The following is a 21,355-nucleotide window of genomic DNA, read 5'->3' on the forward strand; positions in this document are numbered from 1 at the left end:
CGGCTCGACACGTCGGGCAAAACACTGGCAGAATGGCATCATCGAATTCGAGTTGGTTCAGCCCGCGCCGAGCAATTGGCCGCGGGTTTTTCGTTCCGATGATCCCTAGTTCTTGCTCGGCTTGCCGGCCCGCCGCTGTCCGGCATAGGCACGCTGCACCTGGTCGCTGCAATAGGACAGCTTTCGGCCATCGCCGGTGAAGTGTCCGTCCTTGATGATCCAGAGGATGACGGTCTTGTCGTCGATCTTCTTGAACATCAGGTTCTTGCGGTCCTGAATGGTGTCCGGGTCCTGCACGCTGACGGCGTCAGGGCCTGGAGGGGATTGCAACGTGCAGTCGGAGTCGATCCTGACCGTGTCGGGAAGCTGAACCTGCGTATTCCTGATCTGGCAGATATTCGAGGCCGTCGTGATCGACTTCCTGGCGAATGCAACGACCGTGTCACTGAATTTTGCGCAACGTTCGTCAAAATCAGCACCTACCGCGGCGTAGACGCCATCCTGCGGATGAGCGCTCTTGAGAGTGAGTTCCACTTCGGCCTTCCGCTTGGCTTCCTCGGCCTTCTGCTTTGCTTCCACCTTGGCTCTCAGCGTGGCCTCGGCGAGCGCGCGCTGCGTTTTCAGAGGGCAATAGGCTGCACGCCAGGGAGGGTCCTTGAACTTCCCGTTCAGGCTTTTCTGGACCGAGATTGTCGCGTCATCGATGCGCTTGACGAACATGATCTCGTTGAATTGCCTGCTCGCCCAGTTGGGATCGCGAGGGTTGAGGTTCTGCGCCAGATTGTAATCGTCGCAGACCATTTCAACCCTCAGCGAGCCTGGGCCTAAATCGGTGATTTTCTTGAAATCGCAGCCCCATTCGGAACCGCTGATCGACCTTTCGCCGATCGTCACGTCGTTGCCTTCATCGCAGTTCGACTCGAAATTCTTGCCGGGTTCGGCGTAGGCGCCGGTCTTCGGGCGCCATCTGTCGAATGCCGGTGCAGGCCGCTCTTGTGCGATCGCATCGGAAACGAATGTGGTCAGCATCAGCACCAGCATCGCGTGATGCCGAATTCTGAAGACCGGCAGCTTTCTCACGCGAGTCTCCCCTGTCTATCAGATCGAGAGTCGCCCTCTGCGTCTCTCGCGAGCAACCTAGTTAGTCATTGGTTGAGCAAGCCAGCCGAGGCAGCACCATCTTCGCCGCGGCGCGGGTGTGCTGGCTTGCCTCTTTGGGATGGAGTTAGACATGTCGTGGGAAGATATGATGCGAAGGATCCTCCAACCCATCGGCAGCGTGCCGCCCCATGTCAGGAGTGGATACGGAGAGACGGCCAACAGGCCACCCGGCTCATCGACTCCGCATCGGCAAGGACAATCTGGAAACCCCTGACCACGAAGATTGGTCCGCGACGTGGCGCAGGCGCATCGGCCTGCCCTAGGGCAAGCGAGCGCATCCATTGTCGATCCTCAAAATTCCGACGGCGAAGATCTTCGAGCCGCTGCTGAAACCTGCGCGCTACAAGGGCGTGTATGGCGGGCGGGGCTCGGGGAAATCGCATTTCTTCGGCGAGCTCCTGGTCGAGACCTGCCAAGCCGAGCGCGGCACGCTCGCGGTCTGCATTCGCGAGGCGCAGCGCACGCTGGCGCAATCGTCGAAGCGTCTGATCGAAGGCAAGATCGCCAGCCTCCGCCTCGGTCACGGCTTCAGGGTGTTCAGCGACAAGATCCAGACACCGGGCGACGGGCTCATCATCTTTCGCGGCCTTCAGGATCACACGGCGGACTCGATCAAATCATTGGAGGGGTTTCGCATCGCCTGGATCGACGAGGCACAGAGCTTGAGCGCGCGCAGCCTCGCGCTGCTGCGGCCGACGATCCGGGTCAAGGATTCCGAGCTCTGGGCGAGCTGGAATCCGCGGCGCAAGAGCGATGCGATCGACGATTTTCTGCGCGGGCGCAGGCCCGACGGCGCCGTGGTGGTCAAGGCGAACTGGCGAGACAATCCCTGGTTTCCTGATGTGCTCGGGGAGGAGCGGCTCTTGGATCAGAAGCTCTACCCGGAGCGCTACGATCACATCTGGGAGGGCGAGTATGCCCGCGCCTTCGAGGGCGCCTATTTCGCCTCCGCTGCTGTCGGAAGCGCGTGCCAAGGGGCGGATCGGAAAAGTGGCTGCCGATCCCCTGCTGCCGCTCCGCGCCTTCATCGACATCGGCGGCGCCGGTGCTGCAGCGGATGCTTTCACGATGTGGATCGTGCAGTGGGTCGGCAGCGAGATCCGAGCCGACTTCCAGCATCTGCGGCGCTGGCGAAAGAGCGTGGAACAGGCGCAGAGCTATACCTTCAAGGCTGTGATCACGGTGGTCGCAACCGGCTTGATGGGGGCGGTCTGGCTCGGCGTCAAGGTCGCGCTGGGCAAGTGAGCCTCGGCCACCAAGGCGGCGCAGGTCACGCAGTTGCGACGATCCCTGCCAATAGGGCTATCCTATGTACAGAATTCGGATCGTCGATGCGGACGATGACGAGACCGCCGAGACTCTCGGCGAGTTGCACCGGCTGACATTCTTCGATGGGGCCGCCGTGCCGCAATTCGAGTCGGGGGCATGGTGGATCGCCTACCACGATGACGACGCAGTTGCCTTCGCCGGCGTCGTGCCGTCGACGCATGCGCGGAACAGCGGATATTTCTGCCGGGTCGGGGTCTTGCAGCGGCACTGGGGACGGGGACTTCAACTCAGGCTGATGCGGGCTGTCGAAGTGCGAGCGCGGCGCCTCGGATGGGACAGCATCGTCTCCGATACGACGGACAATCCGGTCTCGGCCAACAATTTTATTAGTGCGGGTTATCGGCTCTACGAGCCCGAGGCGCCCTGGGCCTGGTCGCATACGCTCTATTGGCGAAAATGGCTGCGCTGATCGATCGGAGCGGGTTTCCCGTGATGCGGAACGTGTCGTTCTGAACCAGAACGGCTGCGCAACGCGCGTGGCCTTCATACGCCCGGAAATGTCCAACGGCCCGGCAGCTCGATGGCTGCCGGGCCGTTTCTGCGTTTCGGGGTAAAGCAAGCGAGGCACTTGCGAAGCTGGCGGTGCCGGGCTTTAAGTTTGCTATTGCAGGAAATTCGGCGGCCACAAGCCGATGTAAGGGAGCGCCATCCATGCCCAACAAGCCTCAATTGCCGGAACGGCCGTCGCGGGCGACGGGAGGGCTGACTGCGCTCGATGGTCTGCTGGTCATCGATTTCACGCGTGTCGTCGCCGGACCGGCCTGCACGCAGACGCTCGCCGATTTTGGCGCGCACGTCATCAAGATCGAGAATCCCGACGGCGGCGACGACACGCGCGCCTATGAGCACGCCGAAATCGGCGGCGAGAGCGCCGCCTATCTCAGCCTGAACCGCAACAAGCGCGGCATTGCGCTCGACCTTTCCGTGCCGGAAGCCCGCGAGATCGCGCTGGATCTGATCCGCAAGGCGGACGTCGTCGTGGAAAACTTCCTCGAGCGGGGTCATGAAGAAGTTCGGACTCGACTATGAGTCGGTCGCGCCGCTCAATCCACGGCTGGTCTATTGCTCGATCTCCGCCTACGGCCGCTCCGGACCGTTCGCCTCGCGGCCCGGTTTCGATCCCATCACGCAGGCGGAGAGCGGCTTCATGTCGCTCAACGGGTTTGCCGACGGCCCCGCGGTTCGTACCGGCCCGCCCATCGTGGACATGGCGACGGGGATGTCTGCCTGTAACGCCATCCTGCTGGCGCTGCTCGCTCGCGACAGGCTCGGCCGAGGGCAACGTGTCGAAGTCGCTCTGTTCGACGTCGCGATGGGAATGACCGGCTTCTACGGTATGGCTTATCTCATCAACGGCGAAAATCCCGGCCGCTTCGGCAATTCGCCCAGCGGGTCGCCAACCGTCGGTGTCTATGAGGCCTCAGATGGGCCACTTTACATGGCCTGCGCCAACGACCGGCTCTATCGCCGGCTCGTGGTCGAGGTCCTGAACCGGCCGGATCTCATCACCGATCCCAAGTTTGCCACGCGCAAGGCCCGTTCCGAGAACAAGGAGCTCTTGCGCGCAGCCATTGCCGAGGTCTTTGCCAGCGATACGCTCGAAAGCTGGATGGCGAAGATGAAGCAGGCCAATATCCCGGTCGGCTATCTCCGGACGGTCGAGGAGGGGTTCAATGCGCCCGAGGCACGCGAGCGCCAGCGCTTGAACCGGATTCGGCACCCGACGGCGGAATGGGTGCCCAACATCGAGCCGCCGATTACCATGAGCCTGACCGGCACAGTCGATCCCGTTGCCGCCCCGCTGTTGGGCGAGCATACCGAGGACGTCATGCGCAATATTCTCGGTTACGACGAGCGTCGGATCACCGAATTTGCCCAGAAGGGAATCTTTGGCACGAGCAAACCTTCGACGGGCTAGCCCCGCGCGATCGGTCCCCATGGCACTGGGCTCCGGCTTGCGGGCCGGTGCCGGCTGCATGGCTTGATTTGGCGATGGGGCGGCCGCATAAATGTGTGAAAGCGAGGGACACAAATGGCGCCTGGTCGAAAGCCGAGCATGGATCAGCCCGCCGGCCCGGAAGCCGGCGGACGCGCCCACGCGGAAATGATCGCGAAGGCTGGGGCGCTCGTGCCGCGACTACGCGAGCGGGCGGCGCGAACAGAGGAGCTGCGGCATCTCCCGCCGGAAACCGAAAGGGATCTCCACGATGCCGGCCTGTTCCGAATGCTTCAACCGGCACGGATTGGCGGCGGAGAGCTTGACTATGTCGCCCTCGTCGATTGCGCCGAGCTGCTCGGACAAGCGGATGCGTCGGTCGCCTGGAATCTCGCCAATCTGGCGAGCCATCACTGGATGCTCGGCATGTTCGAGCAGAAGGCGCAGGATCTGGTCTGGAGCCGTGATCCGGACGTGCTGATCGCATCCTCGTTCATCTTTCCTGCCGGACGCGCCACGCGGGTGCAGGGCGGATACCAGCTTCGCGGCAGCTGGCCGTTCTCCTCCGGCGTTGCCTCGTGTGAATGGAACATGCTGGCAAGCGTGGTGTACTCCGACGACGAGGCGGATGGCATCGAGTATCGCATCTTTCTGCTGCCCAAGGGCGACTACAACGTGCTGGACACCTGGAATGTCGCGGGGTTGCGCGGGACGGGGTCTTGCGACGTGGAGGTCAGGGACGCCTTCGTGGCCGACTATATGACCGTCGCTGTCGGCGATCTCGCCGGCGGCCCGACGCCGGGGAGCAGGGTCAACCCGAATCCGCTGTATGCGCTGCCTGTGTTCTCGTTGTTCCCCTACGTCCTCTCGGGTGTTGCGCTTGGGAACGCGCAGGCGTGCCTCGACGATTACGTCGAGGTCGCACGTCACCGCATTTCGACCTACAACCGCGCCAAGCTGAGCGATTTTCAGAGCACCCAGATCAAGATCGCGGAGGCCTCGGCGAAGATCGACGCCGCACGCCTGATCATGCGGTCGGCATGCCTCGAAGCCATGGAGGACGCACGGCGCGGTCACATCGCCGATATGGCGACCAAGACCCGATATCGGCGCGATGGATCCTTTTCCGTGAACTTGTGCACGGACGCGGTCTCGATGCTGTTCGCCGCGAGCGGGGCGCGCGGCCTGTTCACGAGCGGCGTGTTGCAGCGCCAGTTCCGCGATGCGCACGCGATCAACTCGCATCTCGCGTTCAACTTCGATGCGGCCGGAACCAATTATGGACGTGTGGCGCTAGGGCTGCCGTCCGAAAATCTCACGCTGTGAGGCCGGCCGATGAATGATCAGCCGCAGCAGCCCCGTGTGCCCGATCCCGCCAACGAGTTCGCGAGCGACAGCTCGTCAATCGATCCTCGCGACTTTCGCAACGCGCTCGGAACCTATGCAACGGGCGTAACGATCATCACGGCCGCGGCGCCCGATGGCAAACCTTACGGCCTTACGTGCAACTCGTTCGCCTCGGTCTCGCTGAATCCCCCGCTGGTGCTGTGGAGCCTCGTCGTCTATTCCTCGAGCCTGACTATCTTCCAGAACGCCAGCCATTTCACCGTCAACGTGCTCGGCGCTTCGCAGCAGGCTCTTGCGAATAAATTCGCAAAATCCTCGGACGACAAGTTCACCGGCGTGGACTGGACGCCGGGCCTCGGCGGGGCGCCGGTGCTTGCCGAGAGCGTCGCCAACTTTCAATGCCGATCCGTAAATCGCTATTATGGCGGCGACCACGTGATCTTTCTCGGCGCGGTCGAGGCCTATACCTACAACACGACCGAGCCGCTGCTCTTCGCGCGGGGGGCATTCGGCCGATTCCTTGCCGACGACGAGCGCAAGAAGTGACCCTAGTGGGCTACGGGTCGGGCTCGACAGCTTGGCGCTTTGTTGCTGAAAGCTTGTAGATCTCCAGCGCGTCCGCTTCCGCGCCGTGCGCGGCCTTGGCCAGCCGAAAAAGTTGTCCGGCAAGCGAGGCCATCGGCACCGGCGTCGACGTCGTCTGCGCGACATCGGCTACCGTATCGAGATCCTTGAGCATCGTGGCGATGTGACCAAGCGGCGGCGAGTGAATGCCTTGCACCATCCTCGGCACGAACAGCTGAAGCGGAATGGAATCCGCGAAACCGCCGGCGAGCGCTTCGGGCAGGCGATTGGCATCAATCCCGGCGTTGACGGCAAGGCGCGTGGCTTCTGCCAGCACGGCCATCGCGCACCCGACGATCACCTGATTGCAGAGCTTGGTGGTCTGGCCGGCGCCGGTCGGGCCCATATGGGTGAGCCGGCGCGCCATGGCCAGCACGTAGGGCCGGACCCGTTCGATATCGTCTGCTTCCCCGCCGGCCATGATCGCAAGCGTGCCTTCCTCGGCGCCCTTCGTCCCGCCGGACACCGGTGCATCGATCCAGCCGGCGCCATTGGCGTCTTTCAATCGCTTCGCAAGGTGGCGCGCGGCATCGGGATGTATCGATGAGAAATCGACGACGAGCTTGCCGGCACCAGGCGCCGCGGCGAGCCCCTCCGGTCCGAAGATCACCTCCTCGACGGCCGTTGCATCCGTCACGCACATGAAGGCGATATCCGAGTTCGCCAGGAGATCGCGAGGCGTGACTGCGCGCTTGGCACCGGCCTCGATGAGCGGAGCCGCCTTGCCCTCCGAGCGGTTCCAGACCGTGACCTGATAACCGGCCTTGAGCAAGCGCCGGGTCATCGGCGTTCCCATCAGCCCGAGGCCGAGATAGCCAAGCCTCTCGGCGCCGTGCGGGTTTGCCTTGCTCGCATCAGCCATAGGTTGCCTCTTTCTGTCGCAGTGCGACGCCGACCTATCATACATTTCGCGTCGGACGGCAGAACCCTCCGGCCCGCATGGCTTGCCTGAATGTTTGAACCATGAAACATTTGAGGCGGTCGGGTTGGGTGGCGCCCGTCGGCGCCGGAGCAGCGGAGTGGGCACGATGCGAACCGTTTCGAAGTGGATCCTGGCTTTAGGGGCGGCAGCTGCCGTGAGCGCGGGAGCAAGCCCGTCATGGGCGCAACAGACGATCCGCGTCGGCTGGACGATCCCGGCCGAGGAATCCAAGTACTGGATGATGCGCCGCCCGGCTGAATTTCCCAACCTCGGCAAGGCCTACAACATCGAATGGACCCAATTCCAGGGCACCGCGCCGATGACGCAGGCCCTGGCAGCCGGCGCGCTGGACTGCGCGACGCAGGCACCGCTGTCGCTTGCCAATGGCGTGGTCGGCGGCAATCTCAAAGCCTACATCGTGGCGCAGCACGTGTTCGAGAAGCCCGGCGGTTTCTCGGTCTACTGGGCTGTCAAGGACGACTCCCCGATCAAGACCATCGCCGATCTCAAGGGCAAGACGGTCGGCATTTCCGTGATCGGCGGCGGGACCCAGGGTCCGTTCAATCTGCTCCTGAAGCAGAATGGCGTCGATCCAGCCAAGGATATCAAGCTGGTCGAGGTCGGTTTCGCGGTCTCCGAGGACGCGCTGCGCCAAGGCCGTGTCGATGCGGTCAACATGAACCAGCCGTTTGCCGCGCGCGCGGAGGCAAAGGGCGGCACGAGGAAGCTGTTCTCTCTGTCGGAGGCCATGCCGAACATCGTGCATATCCTGGAAGCCTGCCGCGCGGATTTCGTCGACAAGAACCCCGAACTGGTCAAGACCTATGTCCGCGACATCACCTCGGGCATGAAGAAGGCGCTGGCGAACCGCGAGGAGACTCTCAAGGTCGTCAATGAAGTGCTGAAGGCGCCTGTTCCGGTGCTCGAGACCTACCTGCTCAAGGACAATGATTTCGGCCGTGATCCAGGCGCGGCACCGAACTTCCCCGCGATCCAGAAGATGCTGGATATCTACGCCGAGACCGGAATGCTGCCGAAGCTGGATGTCACGCAGTTCAAGCATCCGACCATCGTCGCTCCGCTGGAATAGCCGGGCCAGCGATCCGGGCAGGGATCCAGCCGCGTCCCGGATCCGGGACGCCGCACAATGAAGATGCACGCATGAAGAAGCTGCGATCACGAGTAACGACAGACGGCCTCGACCGGGCCCCGCATCGCGCATTCATGCGCGCCATGGGGCTCGACGACGCAGCGATCGCGAAGCCGATGGTGGGCGTCGTCAGCATGAAGGGCGAGCAGACGCCCTGCAACATGACCCACGACTTCCAGGTGGCTGCGGCCAAGACTGGCATCGAGGAAGCCGGCGGCACGCCGCGCGAGTTCTCGACCGTGTCGGTATCCGACGGCATCAGCATGAACCACGAGGGCATGAAGTTCTCGCTGTTCTCGCGCGAGCTGATCGCCGACTCGATCGAAGCTGTCGTCCATGGTCTGGCCTACGACGCGCTGATCGGATACGGCGGATGCGACAAGACGCTCCCGGGCGTCATGATGGGCATGGTTCGCTGCAACGTGCCGTCCATCTTCATCTATGGCGGCAGCTCGCTGCCGGGCCGCGTCGGTGGGCGTACGCTGACGGTGCTCGATTCCTATGAGGCCGTCGGCAGCTTCATGACCGGCGAGATCGACGGCGCCACGCTCGAGCGGATCGAGCGTGCCTGCCTGCCGACCATCGGCGCGTGCGCCGGCCAATTCACCGCGAACACCATGGGCATGGTCTCGGAGGCGATGGGACTGACTATTCCCAACGTCTCGATGGTGCCCGGCGTCTATGCCGAACGCGCGCAGATCTCGCGACGGGCGGGACGCCTGATCATGCAGATGCTGGAACGCGGCGGGCCGCTGCCACGCGACATCGTGACGCGGAAAGCCCTGGAGAACGGCGCGGCGATCGTTGCGGCGACGGGAGGTTCGACGAACGCTGCGCTGCATCTGCCGGCGATTGCGAACGAGGCCGGCATTGCATTCACGATCGATGACGTCGGCGAGGTCTTTGCCAGGACGCCGCTGATTGGGAACCTGCGGCCGGGCGGCAAATACACGGCAAAGGATGTCTATGACATCGGCGGCGCCGCCGTGGTGATCCGCGAGCTGATCCAGAGCGGTCACATCGATGGCAGCTGCATCACCATCACCGGCCGCACGCTCGCTGAAGAATACGGCGCGGCCAACGCACCGGATGGCGAGGTGGTTTATGCGGCTCGCGCGCCGATCATGCCTGACGGCGGCGTGGCGGTGCTGAAGGGAAATCTCTGTCCCGATGGCGCGGTGATCAAGGTTGCCGGACTGAAGAGCCAGTTCTTCGAAGGCGTGGCGCGCGTGTTCGAGGATGAAGAAGCCTGCGTCAAGGCGGTTCGGGATCGCACCTACGCGGCGGGCGAGGTTCTCGTCATCCGCAATGAGGGGCCGGTCGGCGGCCCCGGCATGCGCGAGATGCTCGGCGTCACCGCGCTGATCTATGGGCAGGGCATGGGCGAAAAGGTGGCGCTGATCACTGACGGCCGGTTCTCCGGCGCCACCCGCGGCATGTGCATCGGTTACGTGTCCCCGGAAGCATTTGTCGGCGGTCCGCTGGCGCTGGTTCGCGACGGTGACAGGATTCGGATCGATGCCGCAAACCGGCGGATGGACGTCCTGCTCGACGAGGGTGAGCTCGGCGCGCGACGACGCGATTGGAAGCAACGTCCGCCGCGCCATCGTGCAGGGGCGCTTGCGAAGTATGCGCGACTGGTTGGGCAGGCGCCGGGCGGAGCCGTGACGCATGAAGGCCCCGCAGAATGGCCGTGGTTCGAATGACGTATCGCACGGGTGCGAAGACGATCGTCAGTCTGGCAGGCTTCTTGCTAAGTCCGTGCCTTACGGCAAGGCGAGCGACGGGATGACGGTGGTGCCTGCGAGACCGAGCGAATGGGTGAGACCGGTGACATCACGAGAGCCGGCTTCGGCAATCATCGAGATTGATCGCGTCTCGCAGGTCTTTCAGACCTCCGCGCGCAGGGATCATGTGGCGCTTTCGGACATCTCGCTGACGATCGAGGAGAGAGCCTTCGTCTCCATCCTTGGTCCGTCCGGCTGCGGCAAGTCGACACTGCTTTACATCGTCGGCGGCTTTGTCACTCCGACCAGCGGTGCGGCGAAGATGAAGGGACAGGCGATCACAGGCCCCGGTCCAGACCGCGGGCCGGTGTTTCAGGAATTTGCGCTGTTTCCGTGGAAGACCGTGCTCGGTAACGTGATGTATGGCCCACGCCAACAAGGTGTGCGCGCGACCGAGGCGGAGGCGCAGAGCCTGGCCTTGATCGAGATGGTCGGCCTCAAGGGTTACGAGAATTTCTATCCCAAGGAGCTATCGGGCGGCATGAAGCAGCGCGTGGCGTTGGCCCGGACGCTCGCCTACCATCCCGAAGTTCTCCTGATGGACGAACCGTTCGGCGCGCTCGATGCCCATACGCGGACGCGCTTGCAGAACGACCTTCTCAATATCTGGGAGCGCGATCGCAAGACGGTGCTGTTCGTCACTCATTCGGTTGACGAGGCCGTCTTCCTCTCTGACAAAGTCGTCATGATGTCGAAATCGCCCGGCCGCATCCGCGAGGTCATCGACATCGATCTACCGCGGCCGCGCCGTCGCAGCGAGCTGTTGCTCGACCCGCGCTATCAGAAGTATGTCGTCGATATCGAGCGCATGTTCGATGAAAGCGACGAAGCCGGGACTGCGTTATGATGTCGCCGGCTGCCCTGATCAGACGAGCCGCTCCGGTTCTGGCCTGTATCGGGTTGCTCGCGGTGTGGCAGGTTGCGTCGCTTGTGCTCAAGAACGACAGCTTTCCGACCGCGGTCGAGGCGATCCGGGCGATTCCGGATATTCTCGGCGACAAGGAATCCCTCCTCAACATCCTGGCGTCGCTTCGCCGCATGGCGCTCGGGTTCTGTGTGGCGGTCCTGATTTCGATTCCGCTGGGCTTGTTGATGGGACGAAGCCGGAGCGTTGCGGCTTTTTTCAATCCGCTCCTGATGGTGATTTATCCGGTGCCGAAGGCCGCCTTGATGCCGATCATCATGCTGTGGCTCGGCGTCGGCGACATCACGAAGACGTTGGTGATCTTCCTCGGTGTCAGCCTTCCCGTGATCTATCACAGCTTCGAGGGCGCCAAAGCTGTCGAAGAGAAGATGCTATGGTCGGGTGCCGCGATGGGACTTTCGCCCGCGCAGCGCGTGGTACGGATCGTGCTGCCCGCGGCGCTGCCGGAAATCCTGACCGGCTGCCGCACGGGTCTGGTACTGGCGCTGATCACGATGATCACCAGCGAGATGATCGCGCGGCAGTCCGGCGCCGGCAACATCCTGTTCAATGCCCTCGACATGGGTCAGTACGACACCGTCTTTGCGATGATCATCATCGTGGGCGCCATGGGAATCTGCCTCGACGCCATTTTTGAAAGGGTCCGAGCCAGGCTCGTGCGTTGGTCCGAGCCTCAGTTCGACCTGCCGCTGAGTTTCTCCTGATGCCGCGCCTTCTTCCCGCAAATGTCCTTCTTGGCATCGCCCCGATCGCGCTGATCATCGCCCTGTGGCAAGGGCTGGTGTCATTCGGCTTTGCGCCCGCGGTCTTGCTGCCGCCCCCGGGCTTCGTCTTCGGCCGGCTGCTCCAGCAGCTCGCGACGTGGGGCTTTCAGCAGGAGATCGCGGCGACCCTGATCCGGCTGTTTGCCGGGTTCGCCATTGCAGTCGTGCTCGGCGTCAGCATCGGTATTGCTGCTGCCGCAAGTCCGGCGATCAACGCCGTGGTTCGGCCGATTGTCCGCGTCCTGGCCCCGCTGCCCAAGGTTGCGCTCTATCCGGCGCTCCTGCTCTTGCTCGGGTTTGGCCACGGATCGAAGGTCACCTTGGTGGCCGCGGATGCGCTCTTTCCCATTCTGCTCTCGACCTATTACGGTGCGTCGACCGTCGAGCAGAAGCTGATCTGGTCGGCCATGGCGGCGGGAACGCCGCGCATCCAGATTCTGTTCAGGGTGGTGCTGCCGGCGGCGATGCCGTCGATCCTGACCGGATGCCGGATCGGACTTGTCATTTCCTGCATCGTGGTGTTTCTGGCCGAGATGATCACGTCGACGGACGGATTGGGGCACGCGCTCGTCACCGCGGCGCGGACTTTTCAGGCCGTCGACATGTTCGTGCCGCTGATCACGATCTCGCTGCTGGGGCTGATCCTGAACGCCTTGCTGGGTGCTCTGCGGTCGTACCTCTTGCGCGGCTTTCCAGACGCGTGATCTGAACGAAGAATAGACAAGACCGGGAGTGACCCATGCTGGCTGACCGCATCGAGGCAAAATGGATCGACGCATTTTGCGAGATTTTCGAGCGATGCGCCGTCAAGGCCGGCGACACCGCGGCGATCCTGTCGGAGACCCAGTCTCGCGCCCTGAACGTTCATCTGGCGGAGCTCGCGCTGCTGCGCCTGGGCGCGCGGCCGTTTCACGTGGTGATGCCGACGCCGCGCAACCGGAACATCGTTCCGGTTCGCTCCACCGGCGCGAGCGAGGCGATCCAGAAGCTTGGCCCGGTCATCACCGCGCTGCAGCAGGCCGGCTTCGTGGTGGATTGCACCATCGAAGGCCTGATGCACGCGGTGGAGACGCCCGAGATCCTCAAGGCCGGAGCACGGATCCTGGTGATCTCCAACGAGCATCCCGAAGCGCTGGAGCGGATGGTGCCGGATTCCGCGCTCGAGAAGCGCGTTCGGGCCGCGGCGAAGATGCTGCGGGGAACCAAGCGGATGCGCGTGACCTCGAAGGCCGGCACGGCGCTCGACGTCGATATGGTCGGCGCGTCCACGGTCGGTGTGTGGGGCTGGACCGACAAGCCCGGTACGCTGGCGCATTGGCCTGGCGGCATCGTCGTCAGCTTCCCGAAGAGCGGAACGATCAACGGCACGCTGGTGATGGCGCCGGGCGACATCAATCTCACCTTCAAGCGTTACCTGACGTCGGCTGTCAGAATGATGCTGAAGGATGACTATGTGGTCGAACTGGAAGGCGAGGGCACGGATGCCGCGATGATGCGCGCATATCTGGCGGCCTGGGGTGATCGCGAGGCCTATGCGGTCTCGCATGTCGGCTTTGGCATGAATCCCGGAGCGCGTTATGAGGCGCTCTCGATGTACGACCAGCGCGACACCAATGGCACGGAGATCCGGGCCGTCTCCGGCAATTTCCTGTTCTCGACCGGCGCGAACGAATTCGCCGGCCGCTACACGGCGGGTCATTTCGACCTGCCGATGATGGGAACGACGATTGAGCTCGATGGCGTCGCGGTGGTCCGGGAAGGCGTGCTTCAGGACGTCTTCGGCTAGTCGGGATCGAGCACTGGCGGACGCGCCAGATCGAAGTGGCGGAGCAAATCCACCATGGCCTGGAGCCGCTTCGCGCGATAGGCGTCGACGTCCATCCCCGAATAATCGAGGAAGCCTGCGCCTGTGCGCAAGCCGATGCGGCCCTCATGCATGTTGCGGGAAATGACGTCCGGCGCCCGATAGCGGTCGCTGCCGAGCGCGCCCTCGAGATAGCGGCTCGCGTAGTAGAGGATGTCGCCGCCGCCCCAATCGATGAATTCGAGCAGGCCGAGCACGGCATAGCGGAAGCCGAAGCCGTAGCGGATCGCCTTGTCGATCTCTTCCGCGCTGGCGACGCCTTCCTCGACCATGCGCGCGGCCTCGTTCATCGCCAGCGCCTGGATGCGCGGCACGATGAAGCCGGGCGTCGCCGCGCAGACCACCGGCATCTTACCGATGCCTTCCAGCAGGCTCTTGACCTCGTCGATGATGGCGGGGTCGGTGGCCTTCCCAGGTGAAACCTCGACGAGCGGAATGAGGTAGGCCGGATTGAGCCAGTGCACGTTGAGAAAGCGGCGGGGATTTACGATCGCACTCGAGAGATCGTCGACGAGGATCGTCGAGGTGGTCGATGCGATGATCGTGTCAGGTCCGACCTGCCTTGAAGCCGTCCCGAGCACCTCCCGCTTGAGCTCGACGACCTCGGGAACCCCTTCGAAGACCATGCCGGCGTCGGATAGCGCTGCGCTGCTCTGGCTGACGGGCACTACCGAGACCCGCGCGATCAGAGGGCCAACGTCCGCTTCGGTCAGCATTCCCAGCTTCGACAGGCTGACGAAGGTCTTGCCGACTTCACCCAGAGCGTCCGCCTCCAGCTTGCCGAATTCCGCCGCGGAGCGCGCCTTGACATCGATCATCGTGACCTTGTGTCCAGCATAGGCGAACGCGACGGCAATGCCGCGCCCCATGCGGCCAGCGCCGAGACAGGCGATATTGGCGCGATTTGTCATCGATCAGAATCCATTGCGAAGCAGCGTCTGCAATTCAGCCTTGCTGAGATTGTCGAGGCCCAATGTCTTGAGCGTCCGGCCACCCTGCGAAAAATCCTCGCCGCAGACCGCCCCGCCGATCGACAGGAACGCTTTTGCCAATGGAGTGGCCACGCCAGCCAGGCCGGCGATGGAGACAAGCAGCGACAGTCCGAGCCGCAAATCTTCGCGCATATAGCGATGCTCGGTCAGCACGATCCGTTCGCGCCAGTCGCCGGAATCGGTCAGGCGGTCGTGCGAGCCGCGGCCGTACATCCAGATCTCGCCTTCCCTGGCGTAGTGATGCGCCAGCGGGAAATGCGGCGCGCCATAGCCGAGCGCCTCGCGCACGGCAATCCGCTCGGCGTCGAGCGCATCCGTAACCCGCCGGATCGCGGCCTGTGTGCCTTCCTTGTGGATATCCCATTTCTCGAAATGCTCGATCGGGCCTGCGTTCATCACGATCAGCGGCGGATGGATGATCGGGCCAGCATTCATCAGCGCGCCGGACAATGCGTCTCCGCACGGTTCGACCGCCTCGGGGAATGCCCGCCCGATCACGTCGAGGGCGTGTGGCGCCTGGTCGAGCGGGAACACACCGACCGGTAGCCGCTTGGCGCGGATGGTGATGGCGACTTCAAACGGTCCGTGCTTGCGCGTCAGCCACGGCAGCGTGCCGGTTTCGGCAAAGCTTGTCTTGGCACGGTTGCCGGCATCTCGCATGGCCTGAGCGAAGATCATGGAGCCGAAGGTCGCCGGCGGCAAGAAGACGACCTGGCCGTCTCGCAGATGCGGGGCGAGCAGGCGAGCGATATCTGCTTGCGCGAAGGCAGGGGCGGGGCACAGGATCAGCGCCGCTCCGCCGACGGCCTCGGCGATGTCGGTCGTGACCAACGCGAGCGTCACGTCGTGGCGGCCGTTATGGTCCTTCACTAGAATGCGCGAGCCGGCGGCGCGATGCGCCGCGACCTGATCGGCATCGCGGCGCCAAAGCCGCACCTCGTGTCCCGATAGGGCAAGATCGCCTGCGGCTGCGAACGAGCCGTTTCCCCCACCCAGAACTGCAACCTTCAAGATGCTTCTCCTTGCGCGCGAGACTGCGCATCGAGCTGCTTCAGCAGGAAATGCTGGACCTTGCCGAGCGCCGTGCGCGGCAGATCGGTGACGAAGACGATGTCGCGCGGCACCTTGTACCGTGCGAGTTGCGCCTGGATATGTGTTCTGAGTTCATCCGCTTCGAGCGGAGAGCCGGATCTCCGGATCACGTAAGCGATGGGGACCTCGTCCCAGCGTGGGTCGGGTCTGCCGATCACAGCGCATTCGCTGACATCGGGATGTTCGAGCAGGACGCGCTCGACCTCGGCGGGATAAACGTTCTCGCCGCCTGAAATGATCATGTTCTTCTTGCGGTCGCGGACCCAGAAATAGCCATCGGCGTCGCATAGGCCGATATCGCCGGTGCGATACCAGCCGTCGTGCAACGCCTCACGCGTTGCGGCTTCATTGCCCCAATATTCAAAGAACACGTTGGGTCCGCGCACCGCGATCTCGCCCGGCGTGCCCGCCGCCACCTCGCTGCCGGCATGATCGACCACCTTGGCTTCGCAGCACAGGCCGGCAAGGCCGGTCGATCCCGTGCGCGACAGATCGCCGCCAAGCCGCGTGTAGATGGCGATGGGGCAGGTCTCGGTCGAGCCGTAGACCTGGAGCACGGGAACGTCGCGAGCGACGAAGCGCTCGATCAGCTGCGGAGGCACGATAGTCGAGCCGGTGGCGACGGCCCTGAGTGACGAAAGATCAGTGCTCGTCCAGGCGGGATGCTCGCTCAGGGCCTGGATGATCGCAGGCACCATCACCGTGAGGGTCGGTCGTTCCCGTTCGATGGCTGCAAGCGCGGTATCTGGCGCAAAGCGCGCGTGAACCGTGACGGTCGCGCCTAGCTGCAGGGCCGGCGTGGTCTGGATGTTGAGGCCGCCGACGTGGAAGAATGGCAGCACGGTCAGCACGTGGTCGTCGGACGTCATATTATGCATGTGCTGGCTCATGACGCCGTTCCAGAACAGCGCCTCCTGGCGCAGCACCGCACCTTTGGGCCGTCCGGTCGTTCCTGACGTATAGACGATCAGGAGCGGGGAAGAGAGGTCGGTGTGCGGGTTTCGGCTGGTGCCGTCACTGCGGGCCAGCAGGCTTTCGAATGTGGTGCCGCGAGGCGGTGCGAAGTCGAGGCCGACGACTGACGTCCCCGCCGCAAGCTCGGGGAGAACTCCCTCGAACGCCCGTTCGAGCACCAGGACCTTGGCTCCTGCATCGGCCAGAATGAAGAGCTGCTCCGCAACGGCGAGCCGCCAGTTCAGCGGCACCAGCATCGCGCCTAGGCGTGCGCAGGCATACAGCAAGACCAGATAGTCCGGCCGGTTCAGACTGAGGATGGCGACGCGATCGCCGCGGCCGACGCCGAGTTCCTGCTTCAAGGCCGTTGCGGTCCGTTCGATGCGCGCCGCGAACGCGGCATAGCTCAGCCGCTCGCCTTCGAAGGCAATGGCGGTCTTGTTCGGCGAAAACGCCGCGTTGCGATCGATCAGGCTGCAGAGGTCCACTGTCAGTCGTCCGTCTCGCCGGCCTCGTATAGCGACTCGCGTCCGATGCGATCGAGGCAGAGCTCGGCCGTCCAGGGCAGCATCAGCGAGCCGCAGCGGCTGTCGCGGTAGATCCGCTCCAGCGGCAGCGAGCGAAGCATCGCCTGGCCGCCGCAGGTGCGGATCGCGAGCGCGGCCAGCTCATTGGCGCCTTCCATGACCGAATATTGCGCAGCATAGGCCCGCAGCACCTGCTCCTTGCTTGGATTGGCGCAGGCTTCGGTGACAGCCTGGAACCAGATCCCCTTGATTTGCTCCAGCTTGATCTGCATCTGCGCGACCGCGATCTGCTTGGTCGGGTACATCCGGCGCTTCACCGGCGGCATGCCCGGAACTTCGCCGCGCAGATAACGCACGGTGAAGTCGTAGGCGGCTTGAGCCAGGCCCATATAAGTCGGCGACAAGGTCAGGAACATGTGCGGCCAGCGCATCGCGGCCTGGAAATAGACCCCGCGCGGCATCAGCGCAGAATCCTCCGGAACGAACACGTCCTTGAACAGCAGCGTGCGCGACACCGTTCCGCGCATGCCGAGCGGATCCCAGTCGCCGACAACCGAGACGCCTTCCGACTTGGCCGAGATGGCGAGGTAAAGCGTGTTGCGGCGAGACGCTTTCTCGCCTTCCTCGATCTCGGTGCAGAGCACGCCGTAATAGTCGGCATGGCCGGAGAGCGACGCAAAAATCTTCTTGCCGTTGACGATCCAGCCGCCCTCGACCGGCCTTGCTTCCGTGCCGAAGGCAACGCCGCCCGCGGCCGCCGCGCCACCCTCGGAGAAAGGCTGCGAATAGATCGCACCGTCCTCGACGATCCGCTTGTAGTGGATCGCGCGTCTCCGTTCGTGCTCGGCGCGGGTCACCGCGTCCATGTCGAGATCGTCGGCGAGGGGCCCCGACCACAGGGTCGAGCAGACATGCATGTTCCAGGTCAGCGCCGTCGCGCCGCAATAGCGGCCGATCTCGGCGGCGGCCAAGGCGTAGGTCTGGTAGTTCGCGCCAAGCCCGCCGTGTTTCTTGGGAACGGCAATGCCGAGCAGGCCGACGCGATGCAGATCGCGATAATTCTCAGTCGGGAAGATTGCCTCGCGATCGTAGGTGGCGGCGCGATCGGCAAACACGGTCTGTCCGATCTCCCTGGCGCGGGCGATGATGCCGGCCTGCTCGTCGCTCAGGCGGAACGCGACGGGATCGAAGATCGGCGCATCCAGCGCGACCTTATCAGTCGTGCCGAGAGTCTTGCTGACTTGCATGGTCATTGCGCAGTCACCTTACGCTTTGGTCGCGAGAGAGTTCAGGAACCTGCCCAGCGCTTCGTCGAAGGCATCGGGCCGCTCGAGGTTGGCGAGATGGCCGACGCCGGGAAGCTCGACGTATTCGGCCCCCGGGATGTAGGTCGCCGTCTTTGCCATCATCGGGGCCGGCGCGTTGTTGTCCTTGGAACCGGATAGCAGCAGGGTGGGGACCGAGATATCCTTGAGCGTGCTGCGCTGATCGAAGCCGATGAGAGCGAGCATCATGGCGCGATAGCTTGCCTCGGGTACGCTCCCCATGCATTCGCGCGCAAGCTCCATCCCCTTTTGGTCCGGATCGTCGCCGACCAGCTCTTTTACCAGAGAGGGCGCTAGCGACTGCATCGTCTCGCCGCGATCGAGCGGGCCGAGCCGCGCCGCGATGAACGATTTTTGCCAGTCGCCGTCGGCCTTGCCGAAGGCAGGGCTGGTCTGCGCCAGCACGACGGCGCGCGCCAGTTTGGGGGATTGCACGAGCCATTTCTGGACGATCATGCCGCCGATCGAGTGTCCGACCAGGATGGGTCTGGTGGCACCGAGCTGCGAGATGAATTGCTGGAGCGTGTCCGCCAGGGCAGCGATGCTGACGCTCGCGAGCGGTGCCGAGCCGCCATAGCCCGGCATGTCCCACGCGATAGCGCGAAAGCGGTCGCCAAACGTAGCAAGCTGCCGTCGCCAGGCTCGCGCCGCGCCGCCGATGCCATGCAGGAAGATCAGAGGGATCGCGTTCGGATCGCCCGCGGCTTCATAGGCGAAGCGTCCGTCCTCTGTTATCATTGGCCCAGGCTGCGGCACGCGACATCCTCTTGCTTGCCCCATCGATGCTAACAGGCCTTTCGAGGATGGGAAGCTATAATTTTACACTTAAAGCAATTTCCGGGCCGGGCTCCGTCGCATGAGTTCTGCGCCTTCGTTGCAAAAGTTTGAAGGTTAAAATATATCGATGCAACGGTCACAGATCCGAGGGAGCCAGCGCATGTCCGGATTGCCGCATTCGCCGCACGCGCTGGTGACCGGCGGAGGCCGCGGCATCGGTAGAGCGATCGCGGCGGCTCTTGTCGGCGCCGGCGCGACCGTGACGATCATCGGCCGGAATGCCGATGTCCTCGATGAGGCGGTCAATGATGGCGCCGCGCATTTCGCCGCGGTCGCCGACGTTGCGAACGAGACGGCCTTGAAGGCCGCCATTGCCGACGCCCATGCGCGAAGGCCGATCGATATCCTGGTCGCCAATGCGGGCAGCGCCGAATCCGCGCCATTCGCGAAATCGGACAGTGCCCTGTTCGCGCGCATGATCAACATCAACTTCATGGGCGTGGTTCATTCCATCCACGGCGTGCTGCCGGGCATGAAGGACCGCCCCTATGGCCGTATCGTCGTGATTGCGTCGACCGCGGGCCTCAAGGGCTATGCCTATGTCAGCGCATACGCAGCAGCCAAGCACGCTGCGATCGGTCTGGTTCGTTCGCTTGCGCTCGAGCTCGCCGGCAGCAGCGTGACCGTGAACGCGATTTGCCCGGGTTTTACCGACACGGACCTCGTCGCCGGCAGCATCGACAACATCATGAAAAAGACCGGACGAAGCCGCGAGCAGGCCATCGCCGAGCTTGCCAAGCACAATCCCCAAGGGCGCCTGATCGCGCCTGAAGAGGTGGCGGACGCCGTGCTTTGGCTGTGCGGGCAGGGCGCGAGCGCGATCACCGGGCAGGCCATCGCAGTCGCAGGCGGCGAAATCTAGCGCGCGGAACAGACATACCAAGGAGATCGCATGAGCAGACCAGCCAATCCCGTCACCGTGCCGCTCGCTGACTATTCGCCGCAGCATTTTCTTCTGGCCGTGGTCGATGGCGTTGCGACGGTCACGCTCAATCGGCCCGAACGGAAGAATCCGCTGACGTTCGAAAGCTACCGGGAACTGACCGACTTCTTCCGCGCCTGCGCCTTCGACGACGAGGTCAAATCAATTGTCGTCACCGGGGCTGGCGGCAATTTCTCCTCGGGCGGCGACGTGTTCGAGATCATCGGCCCGCTGGTGAAGATGGATACCAAGGGGCTGACCGCCTTCACGCGGATGACCGGCGACCTCGTCAAGGCAATGCGGGCCTGCCCGCAGCCGATCGTCGCCGCCGTCGAGGGCATCTGTGCCGGCGCGGGTGCGATCGTCGCCATGGCCTCGGACATGCGACTCGCGGCAAGCGGGGCCAAGGTGGCCTTTCTCTTCAACAAGGTGGGGCTGGCTGGCTGCGACATGGGCGCCTGCGCGATCCTGCCGCGGATCATCGGACAGTCCCGCGCCTCCGAGCTGCTTTACACCGGCCGCTTCATGACGGCGGAGGAGGGCGAGCGCTGGGGCTTCTTCAGTCGCATCGTCACGCCGGAGCAGGTGCTGCCCCAGGCGCAGGTCCTGGCCAAGCAGATCGCGGAAGGGCCGACCTTTGCCAATACCATGACCAAGCGGATGCTGGCGATGGAATGGGCCATGTCGGTGGAAGAAGCAATCGAGGCGGAAGCCGTTGCCCAGGCGCTGTGCATGACCACGGCCGATTTCGAGCGCGCCTTCGAGGCGTTCGCCAACAAGGTCAAGCCGGTCTTCCGAGGCGACTAGGGCCGGGTCAGCCTGTGACCAGGCCAGCAACGGGGACTTGCGCGAAATTATTTTAGGCTTAAAATAGTTTCATGGCCGGGTGAATTGGCG

19 protein-coding genes and 2 pseudogenes are annotated in these 21,355 nt (G+C 63.8%); 14 read left to right on the forward strand and 7 right to left on the reverse strand.

Translation table 11 applies throughout. From position 1 onward, the window contains the following. Positions 1 to 105: 105 nt before the first annotated feature. A complete protein-coding gene (locus tag ACETMP_RS32900) occupies positions 106 to 1,080 on the reverse strand; it encodes a hypothetical protein (RefSeq protein WP_375159390.1) in 975 nt (324 codons plus the stop codon). A gap of 431 nt (positions 1,081 to 1,511) precedes the next feature. Here ACETMP_RS32900 and ACETMP_RS32905 point away from each other — a divergent pair. From ACETMP_RS32905 to ACETMP_RS32930, 6 genes and pseudogenes are all read left to right on the forward strand, one after another. After that, a pseudogene (locus ACETMP_RS32905) lies at positions 1,512 to 2,015 on the forward strand (phage terminase large subunit); the annotation flags it as partial. A gap of 61 nt (positions 2,016 to 2,076) precedes the next feature. Continuing rightward, positions 2,077 to 2,406 carry a hypothetical protein gene (locus ACETMP_RS32910; RefSeq protein ID WP_375159391.1) on the forward strand — a complete coding sequence of 110 codons (330 nt, stop codon included), beginning with the start codon at positions 2,077 to 2,079 and terminating at the stop codon, positions 2,404 to 2,406. 64 nt (positions 2,407 to 2,470) lie between these two features. After that, entirely contained in the window at positions 2,471 to 2,899 is a 429-nt protein-coding gene (locus tag ACETMP_RS32915) for a GNAT family N-acetyltransferase (RefSeq protein WP_375159392.1), read from the forward strand. A gap of 242 nt (positions 2,900 to 3,141) precedes the next feature. Continuing rightward, positions 3,142 to 4,408 (forward strand): annotated as a pseudogene (locus ACETMP_RS32920) (CaiB/BaiF CoA transferase family protein). Positions 4,409 to 4,522: 114 nt separating this feature from the next. Further along, complete coding sequence (locus tag ACETMP_RS32925) at positions 4,523 to 5,752, forward strand: acyl-CoA dehydrogenase family protein (protein WP_375159393.1); 1,230 nt, start codon at positions 4,523 to 4,525, stop codon at positions 5,750 to 5,752. Between the two features lie 9 nt (positions 5,753 to 5,761). Continuing rightward, a complete protein-coding gene (locus ACETMP_RS32930) occupies positions 5,762 to 6,319 on the forward strand; it encodes a flavin reductase family protein (protein ID WP_375159394.1) in 558 nt (185 codons plus the stop codon). Positions 6,320 to 6,329: 10 nt separating this feature from the next. Here ACETMP_RS32930 and ACETMP_RS32935 read toward each other — a convergent pair whose 3' ends face one another. Continuing rightward, positions 6,330 to 7,259, reverse strand: a complete 930-nt coding sequence (locus tag ACETMP_RS32935; protein ID WP_375162048.1) for an NAD(P)-dependent oxidoreductase — start codon at positions 7,257 to 7,259, stop codon at positions 6,330 to 6,332. 166 nt (positions 7,260 to 7,425) lie between these two features. Here ACETMP_RS32935 and ACETMP_RS32940 point away from each other — a divergent pair, with 166 nt between their 5' ends. The 6 genes from ACETMP_RS32940 to ACETMP_RS32965 all read left to right on the forward strand — a co-directional run bounded on the left by ACETMP_RS32940 (position 7,426) and on the right by ACETMP_RS32965 (position 13,731). Beyond that, the gene (locus ACETMP_RS32940; RefSeq protein ID WP_375159395.1) at positions 7,426 to 8,409 is read left to right on the forward strand and encodes an ABC transporter substrate-binding protein; all 984 of its coding nucleotides are present in this window, start codon (positions 7,426 to 7,428) and stop codon (positions 8,407 to 8,409) included. Positions 8,410 to 8,480: 71 nt separating this feature from the next. Beyond that, a complete protein-coding gene (ilvD, locus tag ACETMP_RS32945; protein ID WP_375159396.1) occupies positions 8,481 to 10,175 on the forward strand; it encodes a dihydroxy-acid dehydratase in 1,695 nt (564 codons plus the stop codon). Positions 10,176 to 10,257: 82 nt separating this feature from the next. After that, on the forward strand, positions 10,258 to 11,103 hold the full coding sequence (locus ACETMP_RS32950; protein WP_375162049.1) for an ABC transporter ATP-binding protein: 846 nt from the start codon (positions 10,258 to 10,260) through the stop codon (positions 11,101 to 11,103). Further along, the gene (locus tag ACETMP_RS32955) at positions 11,100 to 11,885 is read left to right on the forward strand and encodes an ABC transporter permease (RefSeq protein WP_375159397.1); all 786 of its coding nucleotides are present in this window, start codon (positions 11,100 to 11,102) and stop codon (positions 11,883 to 11,885) included. The genes ACETMP_RS32950 and ACETMP_RS32955 overlap by 4 nt, the downstream gene beginning before the upstream one ends. After that, on the forward strand, positions 11,885 to 12,649 hold the full coding sequence (locus ACETMP_RS32960) for an ABC transporter permease (protein WP_375159398.1): 765 nt from the start codon (positions 11,885 to 11,887) through the stop codon (positions 12,647 to 12,649). Before ACETMP_RS32955 ends, ACETMP_RS32960 begins: the two co-directional genes overlap by 1 nt. A 35-nt stretch (positions 12,650 to 12,684) precedes the next feature. Next, entirely contained in the window at positions 12,685 to 13,731 is a 1,047-nt protein-coding gene (locus ACETMP_RS32965; protein ID WP_375159399.1) for a peptidase M29, read from the forward strand. Here the strand turns inward: ACETMP_RS32965 and ACETMP_RS32970 are convergent. Genes ACETMP_RS32970 through ACETMP_RS32990 form a run of 5 tightly spaced genes read right to left on the reverse strand, consistent with a single transcriptional unit; the run spans position 13,728 to position 19,437 of the window. Next, a complete protein-coding gene (locus ACETMP_RS32970) occupies positions 13,728 to 14,720 on the reverse strand; it encodes a 3-hydroxybutyryl-CoA dehydrogenase (RefSeq protein ID WP_375159400.1) in 993 nt (330 codons plus the stop codon). The two genes, ACETMP_RS32965 and ACETMP_RS32970, sit on opposite strands and share 4 nt — an antisense overlap. A gap of 3 nt (positions 14,721 to 14,723) precedes the next feature. Further along, positions 14,724 to 15,812: an NAD/NADP octopine/nopaline dehydrogenase family protein gene (locus tag ACETMP_RS32975; protein WP_375159401.1), complete on the reverse strand. Its 1,089-nt coding sequence runs from the start codon at positions 15,810 to 15,812 to the stop codon at positions 14,724 to 14,726. Continuing rightward, a complete protein-coding gene (locus ACETMP_RS32980) occupies positions 15,809 to 17,335 on the reverse strand; it encodes a class I adenylate-forming enzyme family protein (RefSeq protein WP_375159402.1) in 1,527 nt (508 codons plus the stop codon). Before ACETMP_RS32980 ends, ACETMP_RS32975 begins: the two co-directional genes overlap by 4 nt. A gap of 2 nt (positions 17,336 to 17,337) precedes the next feature. Then, positions 17,338 to 18,627, reverse strand: coding sequence for an acyl-CoA dehydrogenase family protein (locus ACETMP_RS32985; RefSeq protein WP_375159403.1), 1,290 nt, complete (start codon positions 18,625 to 18,627; stop codon positions 17,338 to 17,340). A 12-nt stretch (positions 18,628 to 18,639) separates the two neighbouring features. After that, entirely contained in the window at positions 18,640 to 19,437 is a 798-nt protein-coding gene (locus tag ACETMP_RS32990; RefSeq protein WP_375159404.1) for an alpha/beta fold hydrolase, read from the reverse strand. Positions 19,438 to 19,636: 199 nt separating this feature from the next. Here ACETMP_RS32990 and ACETMP_RS32995 point away from each other — a divergent pair, with 199 nt between their 5' ends. Both ACETMP_RS32995 and ACETMP_RS33000 read left to right on the forward strand, forming a co-directional pair. After that, the gene (locus tag ACETMP_RS32995) at positions 19,637 to 20,398 is read left to right on the forward strand and encodes an SDR family NAD(P)-dependent oxidoreductase (RefSeq protein ID WP_375159405.1); all 762 of its coding nucleotides are present in this window, start codon (positions 19,637 to 19,639) and stop codon (positions 20,396 to 20,398) included. Between the two features lie 30 nt (positions 20,399 to 20,428). Then, the gene (locus ACETMP_RS33000) at positions 20,429 to 21,265 is read left to right on the forward strand and encodes an enoyl-CoA hydratase family protein (protein ID WP_375159406.1); all 837 of its coding nucleotides are present in this window, start codon (positions 20,429 to 20,431) and stop codon (positions 21,263 to 21,265) included. Positions 21,266 to 21,355 lie beyond the last annotated feature (90 nt).

The sequence above is a fragment of the Bradyrhizobium dasycarpum genome (assembly GCF_042019905.1).
Classification (GTDB): Bacteria; Pseudomonadota; Alphaproteobacteria; order Rhizobiales; family Xanthobacteraceae; genus Bradyrhizobium; species Bradyrhizobium japonicum_B.